We start from the raw sequence: 16,122 nt of genomic DNA, 5'->3' as shown, positions 1-16,122 counted from the left end.
AACGAATCGATAACAACCGATACTTAGTCGATTGCGCAAGTATTGAATTCAATCGCCTACTCCAAGTAGAATCTGATCAGTGATGAACAACGAATCAACGGTCCCCGACGCGCTCCATGAGCCCGATCGCAGGACAATCAGACGCTGGCAGAGATACCTTGCCAATGAGCGGCTCGAGGAGCGTGTCTACCGCGATCTGGCCGAGCGCCGCTCCGGCGAAGATCGGGAGATTCTGCTGGCCCTGGCCGCCGCCGAATCCCGGCATCAGGAGCATTGGATCGACCTCCTCGGCGAGCACGCACGGAAGAAGCGGGCCCCCGACCTGGTCACTCTGGGACTGGCGTTCCTGGGTCGACTGTTCGGGTCGGTCTTCGTCCTCGCACTGGCGCAGCATTCGGAGACGAGCTCACCGTATGACGACGACGAGGCGGCATCGGCAGAGATGGCCGCCGACGAACGGATCCACGCCGAGGTCGTCCGCGCTCTCGCCGCCCGCTCTCGGGCCCGACTGTCGGGCAATTTCCGGGCCGCCGTCTTCGGCGCCAATGACGGACTCGTGTCGAACCTCGCACTCGTTCTCGGCGTCGGCGCCGCTGGCGTGGGCAACCAGGTCATCCTGCTCGCCGGCGTCTCCGGCCTGCTCGCCGGGGCACTGTCCATGGCGGCCGGAGAGTACATCTCCGTGCGGTCCCAGCGCGAGCTGCTCGATGCGTCGACACCGGATCCTGAATCACGCCACGCGCTGGCCGATCTCAACATCGACGCCAACGAGCTCGCTCTCGTCTTCCGCGCCAGGGGCATGGACTCCCCCGAAGCCGATGCTCAAGCACATAGGACGATCGCCGCGGCCAAGAACAAGAAGGCACCTCAGCTGCCCAACCTTGATGCAGGAGTCGACCGCGACGAACTGGGCACCGGTCTGGGCGCATCGCTGTCGAGCTTCGGATTCTTCTCCTCGGGCGCGCTCATCCCGATCCTGCCCTATATCTTCGGCATGTCCGGCCTGCCCGCGGTGATTGTCTCTGCGGGCCTCGTCGGCATCGCGCTCCTCTTCACCGGCGGCACCGTCGGCCTGCTCTCAGGAACCGCTCCGGCACCACGTGCGCTGAGGCAGCTTGCGGTGGGATTCGGAGCAGCGGCCGTGACCTACGCTCTCGGGCTCCTCTTCGGTGTCAGCACAGGCTGAGCACAGCCGAGGCTCGGCGAAGGTTTCCCGAGAACCTAGACTGTCGGTATGACCGATGCCCTTGTCCTCATCGACCCTGCCGCGTCCACCGTCGAGGTGGCCGATCTCGGTTCCCCGCAGCTTCCCGTCACGGATCTGTCGGCACATCGTGGCGACGGCATCTTCGAAACCGTTCTCGTACGCATCGGCGGTGGAGTAACCGTGGTGTCTCATGATCGCCATTTCGCGCGATTCCGCGCCTCCGCCTCGGCGCTGGGCCTGCCCGATCCGGAACCGGAATTGTGGGACCGCGGTCTCAACACCGTGATCGCCGAAGTGCTCGCAAACGATCCGACCATCACCGAGTTCGGGGTCCGCTACGCACTTTCACGCGGAACCCAGAACTCAGACGGAAGCCAGAGCCCTCGGGGGTGGGCATTCAACGTTCCCGTCGACGAGAAGATCAGGCGAGCACGAGCACAGGGCATCTCCGCCGTCAGCCTCGATCGTGGCTACGATGCCTACCTTGGAAGTAAGGCACCCTGGCTGCTCATCGGGGCCAAGACCTTGTCCTATGCGGTCAACCAGGCTGCCAGCAGGTATGCGGTGGAGCAGGGTGCAGATGAGGCCCTGTTCGTCTCCCATGATGGCGTCGTCCTCGAGGGTCCGACATCCAACCTCATCATTCGCCGAGGCGAGCGCCTCCTCACACCGCCCCCGGAAGCAGGCCTGCTGTCGGGGACGGCCCAGCGGCTGGTCTTCGACCATGCTGCAGAGCTCGGACTCAGTGCCGAATATGCGGACTTCGGCCTCAACGACGTGATCGAGGCCGATGGCGCTTGGTATGTGTCCTCGATGCGCACGGCCGTGTCACTCACCCAGCTGGACGGGAACCCGATCCCGCGGGACGAGAAGCTGACGGCGGAGCTTCAGAAGCTGATCATGGCCGGTTGACGCCATCGGTCGGATCCGCTGGCGACCGGTCTGCTTCGCGTCGGTTCGCTGTGGGCCGATGAGACGGCACGATCACCGTCAGGACCAACGCGAGGATGCATGCGCCGCAGCCCGCGAACCACAGAATCCAGAAGATCTCAGCGAGCAAGGGGAAAAGCCCCAGAATAAAGCTCAGCGCGCCGAAAACGAACAGCCCGGTGATGACCGTGACTTTCCATTTGCTGAGCATCCCTGCTCCCCTCGTGCACTGAAGCTTCACTCTACCGGTCGCGTGAGCCCCGCACATCCCTCGAAAGTATGAAGTTCTGCCTCCTGCGTATGAGTGGATCGCCTGCGCTAGTGTGGTCACGTACGGATTCGCACCCCAGCGACATCTGCGCGACAGATCATCGTCGCAGGCACAGCGTCTAACGAAAGGACACGAGCATGGGAAAGCTCGCATGGCAGGTCATCGGCGTCGGAGCGCCCATCGTGGCAACATTCGCGGCTCGCAAGGCGTTGACCTTCGCTTGGGAGAAGTCGACCAAACGTCCCGCACCGAACAACCCCGTCGATGACGAGATCTCGATGTCCGAGGCCCTGGCCTGGACCATCGTCTCCGGCGTCGGTGTCGCCGTGGCTCGGCTCGTCGTGCAGCGTATTGCCACCAGCGCAGTGCGCAACAGCTTCGGCGACGAGGCTCTGCCCAAGAAGTTCCGCAAGCCGATCGAAGAAGACGTCGACTGACCAGTCGGCACCACTGATCGTTCAGCACCGCCGACCAGACAGCCTCGCTGATCACTCAGCCGTAGAGCCGGTCGACGATCCCGGCCAGATCCGCAACAGCGATCTGGCCGGGTGCCGACGACTCCCCCAGCTGCGCAAACGTTGCGCAGCTTCCGAAATCCGCGCCCATGACCCGACTGGTTCTGCCCAGCTGACCCATCGAGATTCCGAGTACGGGAACCGCAAGAGCCTCCTCCGCGAGTGCGGTGGCCCTCAGGAGCTCCGCGACATCCGCACGGGTCCCCGGCATCATCGCAATCTTCGCCACATCTGCCCCAGCCGCAGCCATCCTGGTGAATGTGGCACCCAACACCTCGGCCGAGTCCGTTCGGGCGAAATTGTGATGTGAGGCCACCACCGACAGCCCCCGGTCGTGCGCCATGTCGATGAGCTCTGCCGCACCTCTGCGATCGATTTCGACATCGAGTGCCCACGTGGTTCCTGCAGTCGGGATCGCCGGCCCGGACGCTCCAGACAGTCCGGACGATTCAGACAGCCCGGTGATGATTGTCGTGAGAATCTCTGTGTAGACGTCTTCGCTCACATCGGCACTACCGCCCTCGAACCCCGTCCGCAAGGTGATGAGCACCGGAAGCCCTGCCGTGCTCACGTGCGCGGCCAAGCCCAGAACCGCCTCGGCGAACTCCTGGGGAGCAGCCGCGCGGGACCCCGCACAGCACTCTTCCGCGATACTGGCGAGCACGGGATCGATGCGCCATTCGATGACGTCGACGACTCCGGTATCGGTGATGGCCCTGCACTGCCGTGCGATCTCCTCGGGTGCAGTTGCTTGGACAGGAACGATGATGGCCGGGCGCCGCGGATCGACAGCAACCCGGTGGCCTGCGGCATCATTGAGGAACGGCAATTGCTTCATGGCCCAAGCCTAGGTGCTGGGGCCCCGCACCAGTGAAGAGGAACACCACGTGGAGACCAGGGACCATCTCACCATCATCACGCGGGACGGGTTCCCGCTCGCGATCCAGGTCAGCGGCCCACCCGAGGCACCGGCCCTGCTCCTCCTCCAAGGGCAGTCGAACTCTCACGAATGGTGGGACGAATTGCGCTCGGACTTCGAGCCCCAGTTTCGCACCGTCACCTTCGACTACCGCGGCACCGGCGGCAGCCGCGGCGAACTGACCGAACTCTCGACTGCCAGCTTCGCCGCCGATGCCGCCGAGGTTCTTGACCATATGGGCATCACACGCGCTGCCGTCTACGGAACGTCGATGGGTGGGCGCATCGCTCAGATGCTGGCATTGAACTTCCCTGACCGCGTCAGCGCACTGGCCCTGGGGTGCACAACGCCCGGTGGACCGAAGTCCGTCAAACGGCCCCGGGAGGTGGGTCAGTCCTTGGCACGACTGCGCGGTCGTGAACACACCCAATACCTGTTCTCGCTGTTCTACACCCGGAACTGGACTGTGGCCCCGAGGTACAGCAAACTGCTCGGCGATGACACGATGACCACCCAGGAGTCCGCGGCGCATCTGCGCATCAGCGCCGGACACAATGCCTGGGACCACCTGCCGGAGATCGCTGCGCCGACCCTCATCGTCCACGGCGACGAGGACCTGATGAATCCCGTCGAGAACGCACACCTGCTGCATGAGCGCATTCCGGGTTCCCGGATCCTCATCTGCCCCAGTGGTCGGCACGGCTTCTTCGAAGAGTTCGCCGAGGTGGTCAACCCCGAAATCATCGGCTTCCTGGGTGCTGCTTCCTGAGTGCCCCCTGGGCCGCAGCGGGTTCTCTTCGAAGAGCTGACAGCCTTGTTCCACATCAACAGTCGCCATCATGTAACAAATCGGATAAGGCCATACCTATGTGCCTCAAGCACAGTTTGTAACAATCAAGTAACGCCTGTTTGCGCATCATCCCAGGTCAGAGGGGTCGTCAAGTCCGCCACTCCGCGTTCTATCGACAAAACTACTGCCGAAAACTCTGAATATATCTACAATGAGTAGTGAGATATCCGTGTGCGGTGAGGCTAGTGAGCGATCGACCCAGTTCGGACCGACCACAACCGCATCGCAAAACGGGGGTGCAGCCTCTCGTTCTTGCGGAGAGTCAAGAATGTAAGGAGGGAATCACGTGAGCGTTGTCAAAGCGACAAACGTCTACAAGGTCTTCGGCAAGCGCCAGAACGAAGTCGTCAAACGACTCGAACAGGGCGCAGACCGCAAAGACCTCACCAAGCTCGGCACAGCCGCAGTCATCGATGCCAGCTTTGAAGTCGAAGCGGGCGAGATCTTCGTTGTCATGGGTCTGTCCGGTTCAGGCAAATCGACGCTGATCCGCACGCTCAACGGCCTGTGGTCGACCACAGCGGGATCCGTCGAGGTCCTCGGCACCGACCTGGCCAAGGCGGATGCCTCCATGATCCGCGAGGTTCGCGGCAATCATGTGTCGATGGTGTTCCAGCACTTCGCGCTGCTTCCGCACCGTACGGTCCGAGAAAACGCCGCCTATGCCCTCGAAGTCCAAGGCGTGGCGAAGGCGAAGCGCCTGGAGAAGGCCGAAGAATGGCTGAAGACCGTCGGTCTTGACGGTTGGGGAGACAAGTATCCCCAGCAGCTCTCGGGCGGAATGCAGCAGCGCGTGGGCCTGGCCCGCGCACTTGCCGCCGAAACCGACATCCTGCTCATGGACGAAGCGTTCTCCGCTCTCGACCCTCTGATCAGGCGCGAAATGCAAGAACAGCTGGTCGAACTCCAGTCTCGCCTGAGCAAGACCATCATCTTCATCACCCACGACCTCAACGAGGCGATGTTCCTCGGCGATCGGATCGCCGTCATGCGCGATGGTCGGATCGTCCAGATCGGAACCGCGGAAGAGATCCTCACCGAACCAGCCGATGACTACATCGCCGAGTTCGTCCAGGACGTCGACCGCACCCGTGTCCTGACCGCCTCGTCGATCATGCGCGAGACAAAGGCGACGATCAACATCGATTCGGGACCACGTCTGGCGATGAAGACACTGGAGGACAACAACTCCTCCGGTCTCCTCGTCCTCGATGACAGCAGAACGGTGTTGGGGCTGATCAGCGACCGAGCTGTAGTCAAAGCCGTGCGCGAGGGCCACCAGACGATTCATGAGATCGTCGAGAAGACAGACCTGTATACGGTTCGCCCCGACACTCCGATTTCTGAGCTCTTCGCGCCCAGCTCCACGGCCAAGGTGCCGCTGACGGTTGTCGATGACAACAGCCGGCTTCTCGGGATCATCCCCCGCGTCGCACTGCTCAACTCAATGGCCGATCCCGGACCGTCGACGGGCGAGATCCCGACCGTCGCGGATGCGCCTGAGCCGCTCCTCGAATCGCCGACTGCCGGAGCATCGGATAACGACGAAGCTGCAGCATTCGAGAATGAGCAGAACACCCCGAGTGCCGTCGCCGGCGCTGTGGCAGAAGCAGGCAGCGACATCACAGGAGATTCCAACAATCCTGAAGGGAGGAACCTCTGATGGACTTCATGAATCCCCGGCTTCCGCTCGGTAGCTGGGTCAGCAGTTTTCTCGACTGGTTCACGAGCACGTTCCAATGGCTGCTCGATTTCATCAACCTGGTTCTCGGGGGCCTGTACGACTTTCTGTATATGGCCTTCTCTTCGCCCATCTACCTCGTGATGATCCTGATCTTGGCGGTCATCGCCTATTTCTCGGCCGGGTGGAAGGTCGCGGTGTTCACACTCATCGGCTTCTACTTCGTTCGCGCCCTCGATCAGTGGGACAACACGATGTCAACGCTTGCGCTGGTCATCGTCGCAGTCATCGTCGCGCTGCTCATCGCCATCCCTCTCGGCATTTTGTCTGCGAAGGTCAGCTGGGTCTCGACCGTGGTCAAACCCGTCCTCGACTTCATGCAGTCGATGCCTGCCCTGGCCTACCTAGTGCCGGCGATCCTCATGTTCGGCATCGGTCAGACTCCAGGCGCGATCGCGACGATCATCTTCGCGCTGCCGCCCGGCGTCCGCCTCACCGAGCTGGCGATCCGCCAGGTCAACTCCGAAGTGGTCGAGGCCGGCCAGGCCTTCGGTGCATCACCGGGACACATCCTCGGCAAGATTCAGATCCCTCTGGCGATGCCGACGATCATGGCCGGCGTCAACCAGGTCATCATGCTCGCACTGTCGATGGTCGTCCTCGCCGGCATGGTCGGTGCTGGTGGTCTCGGTGGTGCCGTCGTCGGCGGAATCAGCTCACTCAACGTGCCACTCGCCGTCGAAGCAGGCCTGGCAGTGGTCGTCGTAGCAATCTTCCTCGATCGAGTCACGGCCGCGCTCGGGCAGAGAACACCCATTGAACGGGCCCGAAAGGCCGAAGCAGCATCTTCCTGATCCATGCAGTTCAAGCAACAAAGGAGAAACTCATGAAAACGACAACATTGACCAAGCTCGGCGGAATACTCGCCGCCAGCGCCCTCGCTCTTACTGCCTGCGGTGCTTCCAACTCGGGTGGTGAACCTGCCGGCGGCGGCGACGACGAGACCAAGGCAGGGGACCGGGACTGGTCCGACTGCAAACCGGGCGACGGTTCGAAGGACGTCGCTGGAACCAGCGATGACGACAAGGACGTCTCGCTCGGAATCTTCAACGGCTGGGATGAGTCCTATGCCACCATCTACCTGCTCAAGAACGTCCTTGAAGACGACGGTTACAAGGTCAAGACCGATGAACTCGATGCCGGACCGATGTTCACCGGTGTGGCTCAGGGGGATATCGACTTCTTCACCGATGGTTGGCTGCCGCTGACGCACGCCAACTACATCGAGCAGTTCGGCGACGATCTTGTCGATCACGGCTGCTGGTATGACAATGCGAAACTCACCATCGCCGTCAACGAGGACTCACCGGCCAAAACCATCGGTGACCTCAAGGACATGGGAGACGAGTACAACAACACGCTCTATGGAATTGAGGCCGGCGCGGGTCTGACGAAGACCACGAAGGAAAAGGCGATTCCTGAGTACGGTCTCGACAAACTCGATTACAAGATCTCGTCGACTCCAGCCATGTTGGCACAGCTGAAGAAATCGACCGATGCTGACGAGAACGTGGCCGTGACCCTGTGGCGTCCGCACTGGGCCTACGATGCTTTCCCGATTCGTGACCTCGAGGACCCGAAGAATGCCATGGGTGACGCCGAGAGGATCTACAGCTTCTCCGGCAAGGATGCGGCAGATCAGCACCCCTACGTCTCACAGCTGCTGCAGAATCTCGTCCTCGACGATGACCACCTGGCCAGCCTCGAGAACCTCATGTTCTCCGAGGACCACTACAACGGCAAGGACCACGAGAAGGCCGTTGCCGAATGGCTGAAGGACAACCCGGACTTCGTCGACACGTGGAAGAAGGGCGAGCTCGCCAAGTAATTGAGCCATCCGACCGCTGGGTCGAATGACAGTCAAGCAACTGGCTGAGCCTAAAGATAGCGAGATGAGGGAGTGTTGCAGACGGTTGTCTGCGACACTCCCTCATCTTCTGCGCTGAGACTCTTCGTCACAGGCTTCCCAGCAGGCATGCTCACAAGTTGGCTGTCTGGCTCTGAGGGTCCTGTGGCACTCTCGACCGATCCCTACGCGTGCGCTAAGTTGTCTGTGACGGGCTCGGCAGATTCCGGAAGCATTAAGAGCTGATGTTGCTGATTCGACGGGGTGGAGGAGGTGCGTGATGGTCAAGGCCACGGTGACCACACCCGTCGGCCCCATCACCGTCTCCAGCAACGGATTGGCCATCGTCCGCGTCGAGTGGTGTGAACCCGATGCCAGGCCTGTGGGCAACGCCGCTATCGACACCGAACCCGAAATCCGCCCCGGAACCGATATCAGAATCGACTCGAGCACCGATGCCTCCGACCCTCTTCTCACCGAAGCGATTCGACAGCTTCGCGCCTACTTCGACGGAACCCTGAGAGCCTTCGATCTGCCCCTGGATCTGGGCCAGATCTCTGAAACTGCACGCAGGGTGCTGACCACCCTCGATGAAACGGTCGAGCCTGGCACCACCGTGACCTACGGCGAGCTCGCCCGGCGAAGTGGGACAGGAATCCACGCACGAGGGATCGGCAGCATCATGGGAATGAACCCCCTTCCTGTGGTCATCGCCTGCCATCGCGTCGTGGCCAGCGACGGGCTGGGCGGCTATTCCGGCGGCCGCCGAGGCAACGCACTGGACACGAAGCGCTGGCTGCTCGAGTTCGAGAATGCGCTTCCTCCAACACTGTTCTGAGCAAACCCGGCGCAGCCAGCGCTTCGTGAGAATCAGCCTTCGAACAGGCTCTGCCCGATGTACTCCCCCTCTTTGACCCCCGGCGGAATCGCCCACACAGTCGACCCGATCGGCGTGGTCCACTCATTGAGCAGATCCACCTCGGCGAGGCGGCGTTGAATCGGCAGGAACTGCCGGGCGATATCGGCCTGGAACGAGGCGAACAGCAGTCCAGCACCCTCCCCCGCACCTGTTTCATAGTTGAACGTGCGGCGGTGGATCTGCATCTCTGGGTTCAACCCATCGCGGGCCCGGGCCACATGCGCCGCCGCCGAGATCTTCGTCAGACCCCGCTTGTCGACCGCGTCGAAGTCGGGGACATCGAACTCGTCCACACCCGACAGCGGTGCTCCGGAGCCCAGCGTGCGCCCGGTCGCGAACTCCCGAGCCGGTCGGTCGGCCTTGTCCCAGGTATCAAGGTTCATCGCAATATCACGCAGCACCAGGGTCGTTCCCCCGCGCATCCAGTCCGGCAGATGAGCGCCGAGGTCGTCCGGCGGTGCCCCACGCGCAGAGTGCACCGCGTCTGCCCGTCCGGTCCCCTGCCCCCAGACGATACGTGCGAAGTCCTCAGATCCCGGCCCCGGATTGGCCGTCCCATCCAACTGCCCGAAGAGGTTCCGTTGGGTCTTTGCCTCCCCCTGGCTGCCGTAGGAACGGCGGAACCCGTCTCTCTGCCAGGCCACCTCGGCGAAATTCCGAGAATCCTTCCACAGCATCCGCCGGGCGTGAGCCAAGGTCAGCGGATCATCACCGCAGATCTGCAGGAGCAGATCCCCGGTGCACCGGTCAGGATCGAGATCGTCGATCGGGAACTTCTCCAGCGGGCCCAACCACTTCGGCACAGATTCCTCACCCGCCAGCTTGACGAGCCCTCGTCCGAATCCGAACGTGATGGTCAGGCGCGCGGGGTCATGGGCGAGCTCGGGTTCGGAATCGGCCAACGGCCCGCTGCCCTGGGTCAGGGCAGCGGCATCCGCGGTGAGCAGCCTCAGCCAACGCATCACATCGCCGGCCTTGCTACCGGGCTTCAGGGTCAATGCCAGGAAGTGCGCGTGCGCCTGGGGCGTGGTTTCGACCCCCGACTGGTGGGGAGCGTAGAACGGTTCGGTGACCGGACCGTTGGCTCCGCGCAGATCCCGCGACGGCATGGCCTCAGCACGATCTGCGGCACCGGAGCGGCCCGCGCCGAAACCGGCGAAGGCGCCGATGGCTCCAGTTCCCCCAGCCACAGCCGCCGACGCGATGAGACGCCGGCGGCTGAAACCAAGATGTCGAGGTGCGGGATCTGCAGATGGCCTGCCTGTGTTGTCGGGATGGTCATTGTGACCAGAGTGCTCAGGTTGGGGCTCAGTGGTCACCGTGATCCCCATGGTCCATCTCGTCATGATCCTTGTCGCCGTGGTCCATGTCCTTGTGGTCCATGTCCTTGTGGTCGGCGCCGTCGCCTTCGTCGTCGGCCTCGCCCGGAGCGTAATTCTCCTGTGCCCCGGAATAGTCCTTGGCGATGGCGGTCACCGGGATGGTCTGCTGATCGGCGGTAACGAGGTCGAGTGAGATCTCTTCGCCTGGTTTGATCGGCTTCGCCAGACCCATGACCATGATGTGGTCACCACCTGGTTTGAGACTCAGAGACTTTCCCGCAGGGATCGTGAAGCCGCCCTTCTTCTCCTGCATCGACATGCCTCCCGAGTTGTCCTCGAGAGTCTCGTGGAGCTGGACCATGTCGGCGTCATCGTATTTTGCGGCGACGAGGTTGATGTCCTTGTCGCTGTTGTTCGTCAGTTCACCGAAGACCGCGGTCATGCCGTCGTCGGCGGCCTTGACCCAGGCATTGTCGAGGCTGAGGGAATCGGCGCTGGCCTGGGAGCTGCTCGTCTCCTCGGGCTCGCTTGCCGGGCTCTGGCCGCAGGCGCTCAGCCCGATCATGGCGGCAACGGACAGGGTGGTCATCAGGGTGGTGTTCTTTCGCATTTCGTCTGCACTTTCAGCGTGTCGGTGCAGCCGGGCACCGGTCTCGACGAGCGTCGGCGCGGTCGTGTTCAGACACACGGAACGACTCGTCTAGGACAGTGCGTGGCTGTCACCAATGATGAGTGGGGCGGCGGTGTCTCCGCCGCTGGTGAAGTTCTGAGCTCAGACGAGTGCGGGAGGCCCGCGTCGATAGTTGGGCCCGACGACGGCAGAGGTGATGGTCTGCGGCAGGTGGAAGGCGACCTGGACGAGGCGTGCTGGGGACTCAGCCAGTACGCCGACCGCCTCGGCGAGTGCCCGGAGTACGGTGGCGACTGGCCCCAGCGCCAGCTGCAGGATGGTGAGGATGATGTCCTCGCCGCGTTTGAGGGCCACTGCGGTGATGATGACTGCGACGGCGTGAGCGAGCACCATGGCCAGGCTCGCACTCGACCCGTCACCGGCCAAGTGCGACATCGGATGGGACATCGGCGCAGTCTGGTCTAGGTCGAGGGCGCCGGTCCCGTGGTTCATGTGCTGGTGGCCCATGGACGCTCCAGGCGCCGAAGCACCGGCGGAGGCGGGTGCGGCAGTGAACCAGCCCATCGACAGGTGCATGAGGACCTGGCCGAGGCTCAGCAGCGATCCCAGGGCCCAATACCCGAGCCGACGGCCGGCGAGGATCATCGCCGACCACAGGACGAGGATGAAGACGATCCCGATGCCGATGGGAGAGGCCGTGCCGCCGGCACCGACGTGCATGAGCACGGCCAGCAGGGTCGTCATGAGCGCGGCGAAGAAAGCACGAACCGACTTGTTCGACCCGGTCATGCCTCTCCTCTCCTTGGCGTGCTCACGCGAATGGCATCATGGCTGAGTCTCAGGCGACTCAAAACTTCTACTCAGTGTAGAACGAAGATGTCCGGCAACGCCAGAGGGGAACCGGCCATCACCCGAGCTGAGTCGGACGGTGCCGTTTGGTCAGAGTCGTCGGAGGCTACATCCGCAGCCAAGTGTCAGCGGTCTTCTTGATCATGGCACCGGCTTCTTCGGCCTCATCCAGCCAGGTCACCGGCCGGCCGTCGGAGTCGATCACTGCGTCGGAGAGGACGATGACGTCGAAGTTGCAGACGAGTGCGGCCATCGCCGAGGCGCGCACAGATCCCGGCAGCTCACCGGCGCCAGTGACGTCAGACGTACCAGCGCCGTCAGAGGCCTCTGTTGTGTCCACGCCGTCCGCAGTGTCCGGACCGTCTGTGGCGTCCGCCGTGACCGGGCCGTCAGAGGAGTCCACGTCTTCCGGGCCATCCGCGTCGCCGGACGTTCCGACTGTGCTCACGTCCCCACCGGCGATGACGATGCGGTCAACGCCCATGTCGTGGAGGCCCGGGGCCAGGTCGCGGATGCCGTCGAAGACGTCGGGCTTCTCCGAGCGCAGTACGAGGTCTTCCTCGTCGGGCACGAAGATGGACAGTTCCTCATCATCGACGTCGACGAGTTCGTCCTTCGTCGAGGCGAATATGAGAACACCGCCGACTGTGCGAGTGCGGCCGACGATGTCGACTAAGATCTCGGCGTGATCGTCGGAGATGTAACTGGCGTCGTCAGTGTCAATGAGGAGCAGGGCATCCATGTCTCCTATCGTGCCATGTTCTCTGTTCGGATGCTCATATCCGCGTTCAGCAGCAGGTAGTCAGCGGGCGTTCCGACTCGCAGCAGACTGTGCTCGTCTTCGGCGATGAGCCCCAGTGCCCGCAGCGGCACCAGGCTCGCGGCCCGGACCGCTTCAAGCGGGCTCATGCCCACCTCGGTGACTGCCCTCATCACCGCTTCATCCATGGTCAGGGTGGAGCCGGCAATCGATCCGGTCGAACCGTTCTCGCCCAGCAGGCGTGCCACGGAATCGTCGACCTGCACCGGCAGCGAGCCGAGCATGTATCGCCCGTCGGCCATCCCCGTCGCGGCCATGGCATCGGTGATCAGTGCGATCCGCCCGGGCACCAGCCTCGTCAGCATTCGCGCAGGTGGCGCCGCCACATGCACTCCGTCGTTGATGAGTTCGAGCGTGACGTGTCCTGCCTCGATCGCGGCGAGGATCGGACCAGGTGCGCGGTGATGAATGCCGGGCATCGCGTTGAACGTGTGGGTGAGGATGCTCGCGCCCGCGTCGAAGGCCCGTGCCGCTTCCTCATAGCCGGCCGCGGTGTGCCCGATGGCCACGCTCACCCCCGCCGAGGCGAACCGTGAGATCGCGTCGAGTGCACCGGGCAGTTCAGGAGCGATCGTGATCTGGGCCAGCGTTCCGTCAGCAGCCGTGAGTATCGATTCGACCGCCTCCGGGGTGGGCGACGTCAGCACTTCGGGTGCGTGTGCACCCTTGAAGTCCGGGGACAGGAACGGCCCTTCGGCATGCAGTCCAAGCACGCCAGGCCTCTGCCTCACCAGCCTGGCTCCAGTGGTCAGGGATTCACAGAGGCCGGCGATCGTGTCCGAGACGAAGGAGAGTGCGAGCGCCCGGGTTCCGTGTCGACGGTGGACTGCGAGCACCTCATCGAGTCCGGCTTCTCCGTCTTCGGCACTCGACCCTCCGGCCCCATGGCAGTGGATGTCGACATAGGCGGGGGCCAGGTATGCTCCTCCTGCGTCGATGGTCCTCACCCTCGCCGAGGTGCTCAGGTCCTGCCAGCCCGAACCGCGGCCGCGTGCGATGACGACTCCCCCGGCCTCGGCGAGCCAGTCATCGGCCGATTCCCCGGCGAAGCCGACCGGATCGCCGTCGAGGATGATGGTGTTGTGGATGATCGTGTCCGCGGGCGTCGTCGTGTTCACCTGGGTGCTGTCTGTGGTCATCGGTCCGGCTTCCGCCTTCACCCCAGAGTGCGGGCGCGTTGGGCGTCGATGTCGAGGACGTGCCTGTCGAGGAACGCCAGGACCGTGCGGTACCAGACCTCGGCGTTGCCGCGACCGGCCACCCAGTGGCCCTCATCGGGGAAGTACAGGAAGCGGTGCTGTGTGAGCCCCTCTGCGTCCAGGGGTGTCTTCGAGACGGTCAGCAGGTCGTACCAGAGTTCCTGTCCCTGCCCGATCGGCACCCGGTAGTCCTTGTCGCCATGGATGACGAGCATCGGCACCTCGATCCGGTCGGCGAACAGGTGCGGCGAATACGTCCCCGACTGTTTCCGCATGGCCACATCCCAGGAGGCGTTGTCGGTGGTGCGGCCCATCGACGTCGTGTTCCACAGGGAGGCGTGCGTGATGATGCAGGTGAACCGGTCACCGGTGTGCCCGGCCACCCAGTTCGCCATATACCCGCCATAGGATCCGCCGGCCAGCGCGGTGCGCTCTGCGTCGATGTCGGGCCTCTCGATTGCTGCATCGGTGAGTGCGAGGATGTCCGTGAACGGTGCCCCGCCCAGCTCCTGCTGACCGCGGTCGATCATCGACTGACCGTAGCCGGTGGAGATCGCCGGATCCGGCAGCAGCACCGCGTATCCGGCTGCGGTGAAAGGTCCCGGGTTCCACCGATACGTCCAGGAGTTCCAGGATCCCCAAGGCCCGCCGTGGGCGAAGACGACGAGTGGGAACGGTCCTTCCCCGTCGGGCAGAGCCAGCCAGGCTCGCACCTCTGTGCCGTCGTCACCAACGGCGGCCACCTCGGTGAGGGTGCCCGACGCGTCGATGACGCTGCCCGGGTTGGCGAGCTCGCTGATCTGGCCCGAGACCAGGTCGATGGTGATGGGCAGAGGTGCGACGTCGATCGCCGAGGCAATCGCCACGACCGTGAGTCCCTGCACCTGCAGTCCGGCAAAGGCATATTTCTGGCCCGGACCGCCCACCAGCCGCCGAGGCTGTTCATCGGTGACATCACCGATGAAGACACTGCCTCGCCCGTGATCGTCGGCGGTCGCCACGATCGTCGAATCATCGGCCCAGACGGGATCGAACCAGTGGTCGGCCTCGGGCCACACCGTCTTCAATGACCCTGTGTCGAGGTTGAGGAGCGTGAGCGTGGCGCGAAGATTGGTCGTCGGCGTCCAGAACTGCTCCCGTGTGAGCAGCGCACGGGTTCCGTCGGGACTGATGGCATCGATGCTGTATGCGTGATCGGCGGCAGCCTCGACCAGCAGGCGAGGTGCGCCATGCTTGTGCAAGTCGATCTGCCAGATCTCACTGGCCTCGAGCTGACCGGGGATCGGCTTCTCGACCTGGATGAGGACGAATTGCGCTTCCTCGTCGACGGCCCAGTCGACGAGGCGACCGGATGGCAGCTCAAGATAGCGAAAGGTGAGTCCGGTGGACGCCGCGGTCCTCGATGCTTCGCTGGAACTGATGGTGTCGGGAGTGCTCGCATCTGATGTGGTCGTGTCGAAACTGGCAGCGTCTGCCGTGACGTTCGCAGCGAGGTCCTCGTCGAACTCGTCGGTGACCGTGTTCAGGTCTGCGATTGCGAGTCTCTCTCGCCCTGGTCCCAGGTCGTGGTCCCAGCGACGGATGGGGAAGCCGGAGTGCAGGATGCCACTGACCTTTGACTCACTGCGTTCCTGGCTGTATTCCCGGTGCTCGTCTTCGTTCGCGGCCCAGGTGTGGACGGGGAACTGCACGAGCATGGACTGACCTTTCACCTCGATCCGGGTGAACCCACCGTCGTGGTCGGCCAGCTTGCGCGCCTCCCCGGTCTCCGGCAGGGCCCAGAGGCTCGGGCTCGCGGCGTCCTTGCCGTCTTCACCGGTGCGTTTGGCCGCGAAGTAGATCGTTCCGGTCTCACCGATCGCGGCCGCGCCGATGGACTGATCACCACGGGTGATTCGGCGCGGACTCTCCCCGCCGATGTCAGCAAGGTGGGAGAGGTAGGTGCTGCCCTCGGCGTTGAGGAAGGAATACTGGGCGATGACACGGCCGTTCCGGTTCGTCAGGAGGCCTTGTAGTCGGCGGGCATCGAGGAGAGCAGTCACAGCGTCGTTGATCGTCATGATCCCATCCTAGGATCATCGGCGATGTTCGGGCCTGCAAACG

The 16,122-nt window shown here is 63.4% G+C and carries 16 protein-coding genes; 8 read left to right on the top strand and 8 right to left on the bottom strand.

Going from position 1 to position 16,122, the window contains the following annotated elements:
- The first annotated feature begins 82 nt into the window (after positions 1 to 82).
- Positions 83 to 1,186, top strand: a complete 1,104-nt coding sequence (locus BANT918_RS12510; protein WP_101620626.1) for a VIT1/CCC1 transporter family protein — start codon at positions 83 to 85, stop codon at positions 1,184 to 1,186.
- A gap of 48 nt (positions 1,187 to 1,234) precedes the next feature.
- Positions 1,235 to 2,119, top strand: a complete 885-nt coding sequence (locus BANT918_RS12505; RefSeq protein WP_101620560.1) for an aminotransferase class IV — start codon at positions 1,235 to 1,237, stop codon at positions 2,117 to 2,119.
- On the opposite strand, the gene BANT918_RS12500 is transcribed toward BANT918_RS12505, so the two are convergent.
- Positions 2,106 to 2,348, bottom strand: a complete 243-nt coding sequence (locus BANT918_RS12500; protein WP_145996985.1) for a hypothetical protein — start codon at positions 2,346 to 2,348, stop codon at positions 2,106 to 2,108. The genes BANT918_RS12505 and BANT918_RS12500 overlap by 14 nt on opposite strands.
- 197 nt (positions 2,349 to 2,545) lie before the next feature.
- Here BANT918_RS12500 and BANT918_RS12495 point away from each other — a divergent pair, with 197 nt between their 5' ends.
- Positions 2,546 to 2,845, top strand: coding sequence for a DUF4235 domain-containing protein (locus BANT918_RS12495; protein WP_101620558.1), 300 nt, complete (start codon positions 2,546 to 2,548; stop codon positions 2,843 to 2,845).
- A gap of 55 nt (positions 2,846 to 2,900) precedes the next feature.
- On the opposite strand, the gene BANT918_RS12490 is transcribed toward BANT918_RS12495, so the two are convergent.
- Positions 2,901 to 3,761, bottom strand: a complete 861-nt coding sequence (locus tag BANT918_RS12490) for a type I 3-dehydroquinate dehydratase (protein ID WP_233430479.1) — start codon at positions 3,759 to 3,761, stop codon at positions 2,901 to 2,903.
- A gap of 49 nt (positions 3,762 to 3,810) precedes the next feature.
- On the opposite strand from BANT918_RS12490, the gene BANT918_RS12485 reads away from it, so the two are divergent.
- The 5 genes from BANT918_RS12485 to BANT918_RS12465 all read left to right on the top strand — a co-directional run bounded on the left by BANT918_RS12485 (position 3,811) and on the right by BANT918_RS12465 (position 9,117).
- Complete coding sequence (locus BANT918_RS12485) at positions 3,811 to 4,611, top strand: alpha/beta fold hydrolase (RefSeq protein WP_101620556.1); 801 nt, start codon at positions 3,811 to 3,813, stop codon at positions 4,609 to 4,611.
- A gap of 367 nt (positions 4,612 to 4,978) precedes the next feature.
- A complete protein-coding gene (locus BANT918_RS12480; protein WP_101620555.1) occupies positions 4,979 to 6,355 on the top strand; it encodes a quaternary amine ABC transporter ATP-binding protein in 1,377 nt (458 codons plus the stop codon).
- Positions 6,355 to 7,227 (top strand): ABC transporter permease, encoded by an 873-nt coding sequence (locus BANT918_RS12475; RefSeq protein WP_101620554.1) that lies wholly within the window; start codon positions 6,355 to 6,357, stop codon positions 7,225 to 7,227. The genes BANT918_RS12480 and BANT918_RS12475 overlap by 1 nt, the downstream gene beginning before the upstream one ends.
- Before the next feature lie 32 nt (positions 7,228 to 7,259).
- Positions 7,260 to 8,261, top strand: coding sequence for a glycine betaine ABC transporter substrate-binding protein (locus tag BANT918_RS12470; RefSeq protein ID WP_101620553.1), 1,002 nt, complete (start codon positions 7,260 to 7,262; stop codon positions 8,259 to 8,261).
- Between the two features lie 298 nt (positions 8,262 to 8,559).
- Entirely contained in the window at positions 8,560 to 9,117 is a 558-nt protein-coding gene (locus BANT918_RS12465; protein ID WP_101620552.1) for a methylated-DNA--[protein]-cysteine S-methyltransferase, read from the top strand.
- Between the two features lie 32 nt (positions 9,118 to 9,149).
- Here the strand turns inward: BANT918_RS12465 and BANT918_RS12460 are convergent, their stop codons facing one another.
- The 6 genes from BANT918_RS12460 to BANT918_RS12435 form a co-directional block, all read right to left on the bottom strand.
- A complete protein-coding gene (locus tag BANT918_RS12460; RefSeq protein WP_233429468.1) occupies positions 9,150 to 10,544 on the bottom strand; it encodes a Dyp-type peroxidase in 1,395 nt (464 codons plus the stop codon).
- Positions 10,507 to 11,130, bottom strand: coding sequence for a copper chaperone PCu(A)C (locus BANT918_RS12455; protein ID WP_101620625.1), 624 nt, complete (start codon positions 11,128 to 11,130; stop codon positions 10,507 to 10,509). Before BANT918_RS12455 ends, BANT918_RS12460 begins: the two co-directional genes overlap by 38 nt.
- A gap of 162 nt (positions 11,131 to 11,292) precedes the next feature.
- Entirely contained in the window at positions 11,293 to 11,940 is a 648-nt protein-coding gene (locus BANT918_RS12450) for a hypothetical protein (RefSeq protein WP_101620550.1), read from the bottom strand.
- 166 nt (positions 11,941 to 12,106) lie between these two features.
- Positions 12,107 to 12,742: a hypothetical protein gene (locus BANT918_RS12445; protein ID WP_101620549.1), complete on the bottom strand. Its 636-nt coding sequence runs from the start codon at positions 12,740 to 12,742 to the stop codon at positions 12,107 to 12,109.
- Between the two features lie 5 nt (positions 12,743 to 12,747).
- Complete coding sequence (locus BANT918_RS12440; protein WP_101620624.1) at positions 12,748 to 13,959, bottom strand: N-acetylglucosamine-6-phosphate deacetylase; 1,212 nt, start codon at positions 13,957 to 13,959, stop codon at positions 12,748 to 12,750.
- A gap of 17 nt (positions 13,960 to 13,976) precedes the next feature.
- Positions 13,977 to 16,079: an alpha/beta fold hydrolase gene (locus BANT918_RS12435; protein WP_101620548.1), complete on the bottom strand. Its 2,103-nt coding sequence runs from the start codon at positions 16,077 to 16,079 to the stop codon at positions 13,977 to 13,979.
- Positions 16,080 to 16,122: the final 43 nt, after the last annotated feature.

This window comes from Brevibacterium antiquum CNRZ 918 (assembly GCF_900169145.1).
Lineage (GTDB): Bacteria > Actinomycetota > Actinomycetes > Actinomycetales > Brevibacteriaceae > Brevibacterium > Brevibacterium koreense.
The sequence above is the reverse complement of the archived record's forward strand: the minus strand, read 5'-3'. Positions and strand labels throughout refer to the sequence as shown.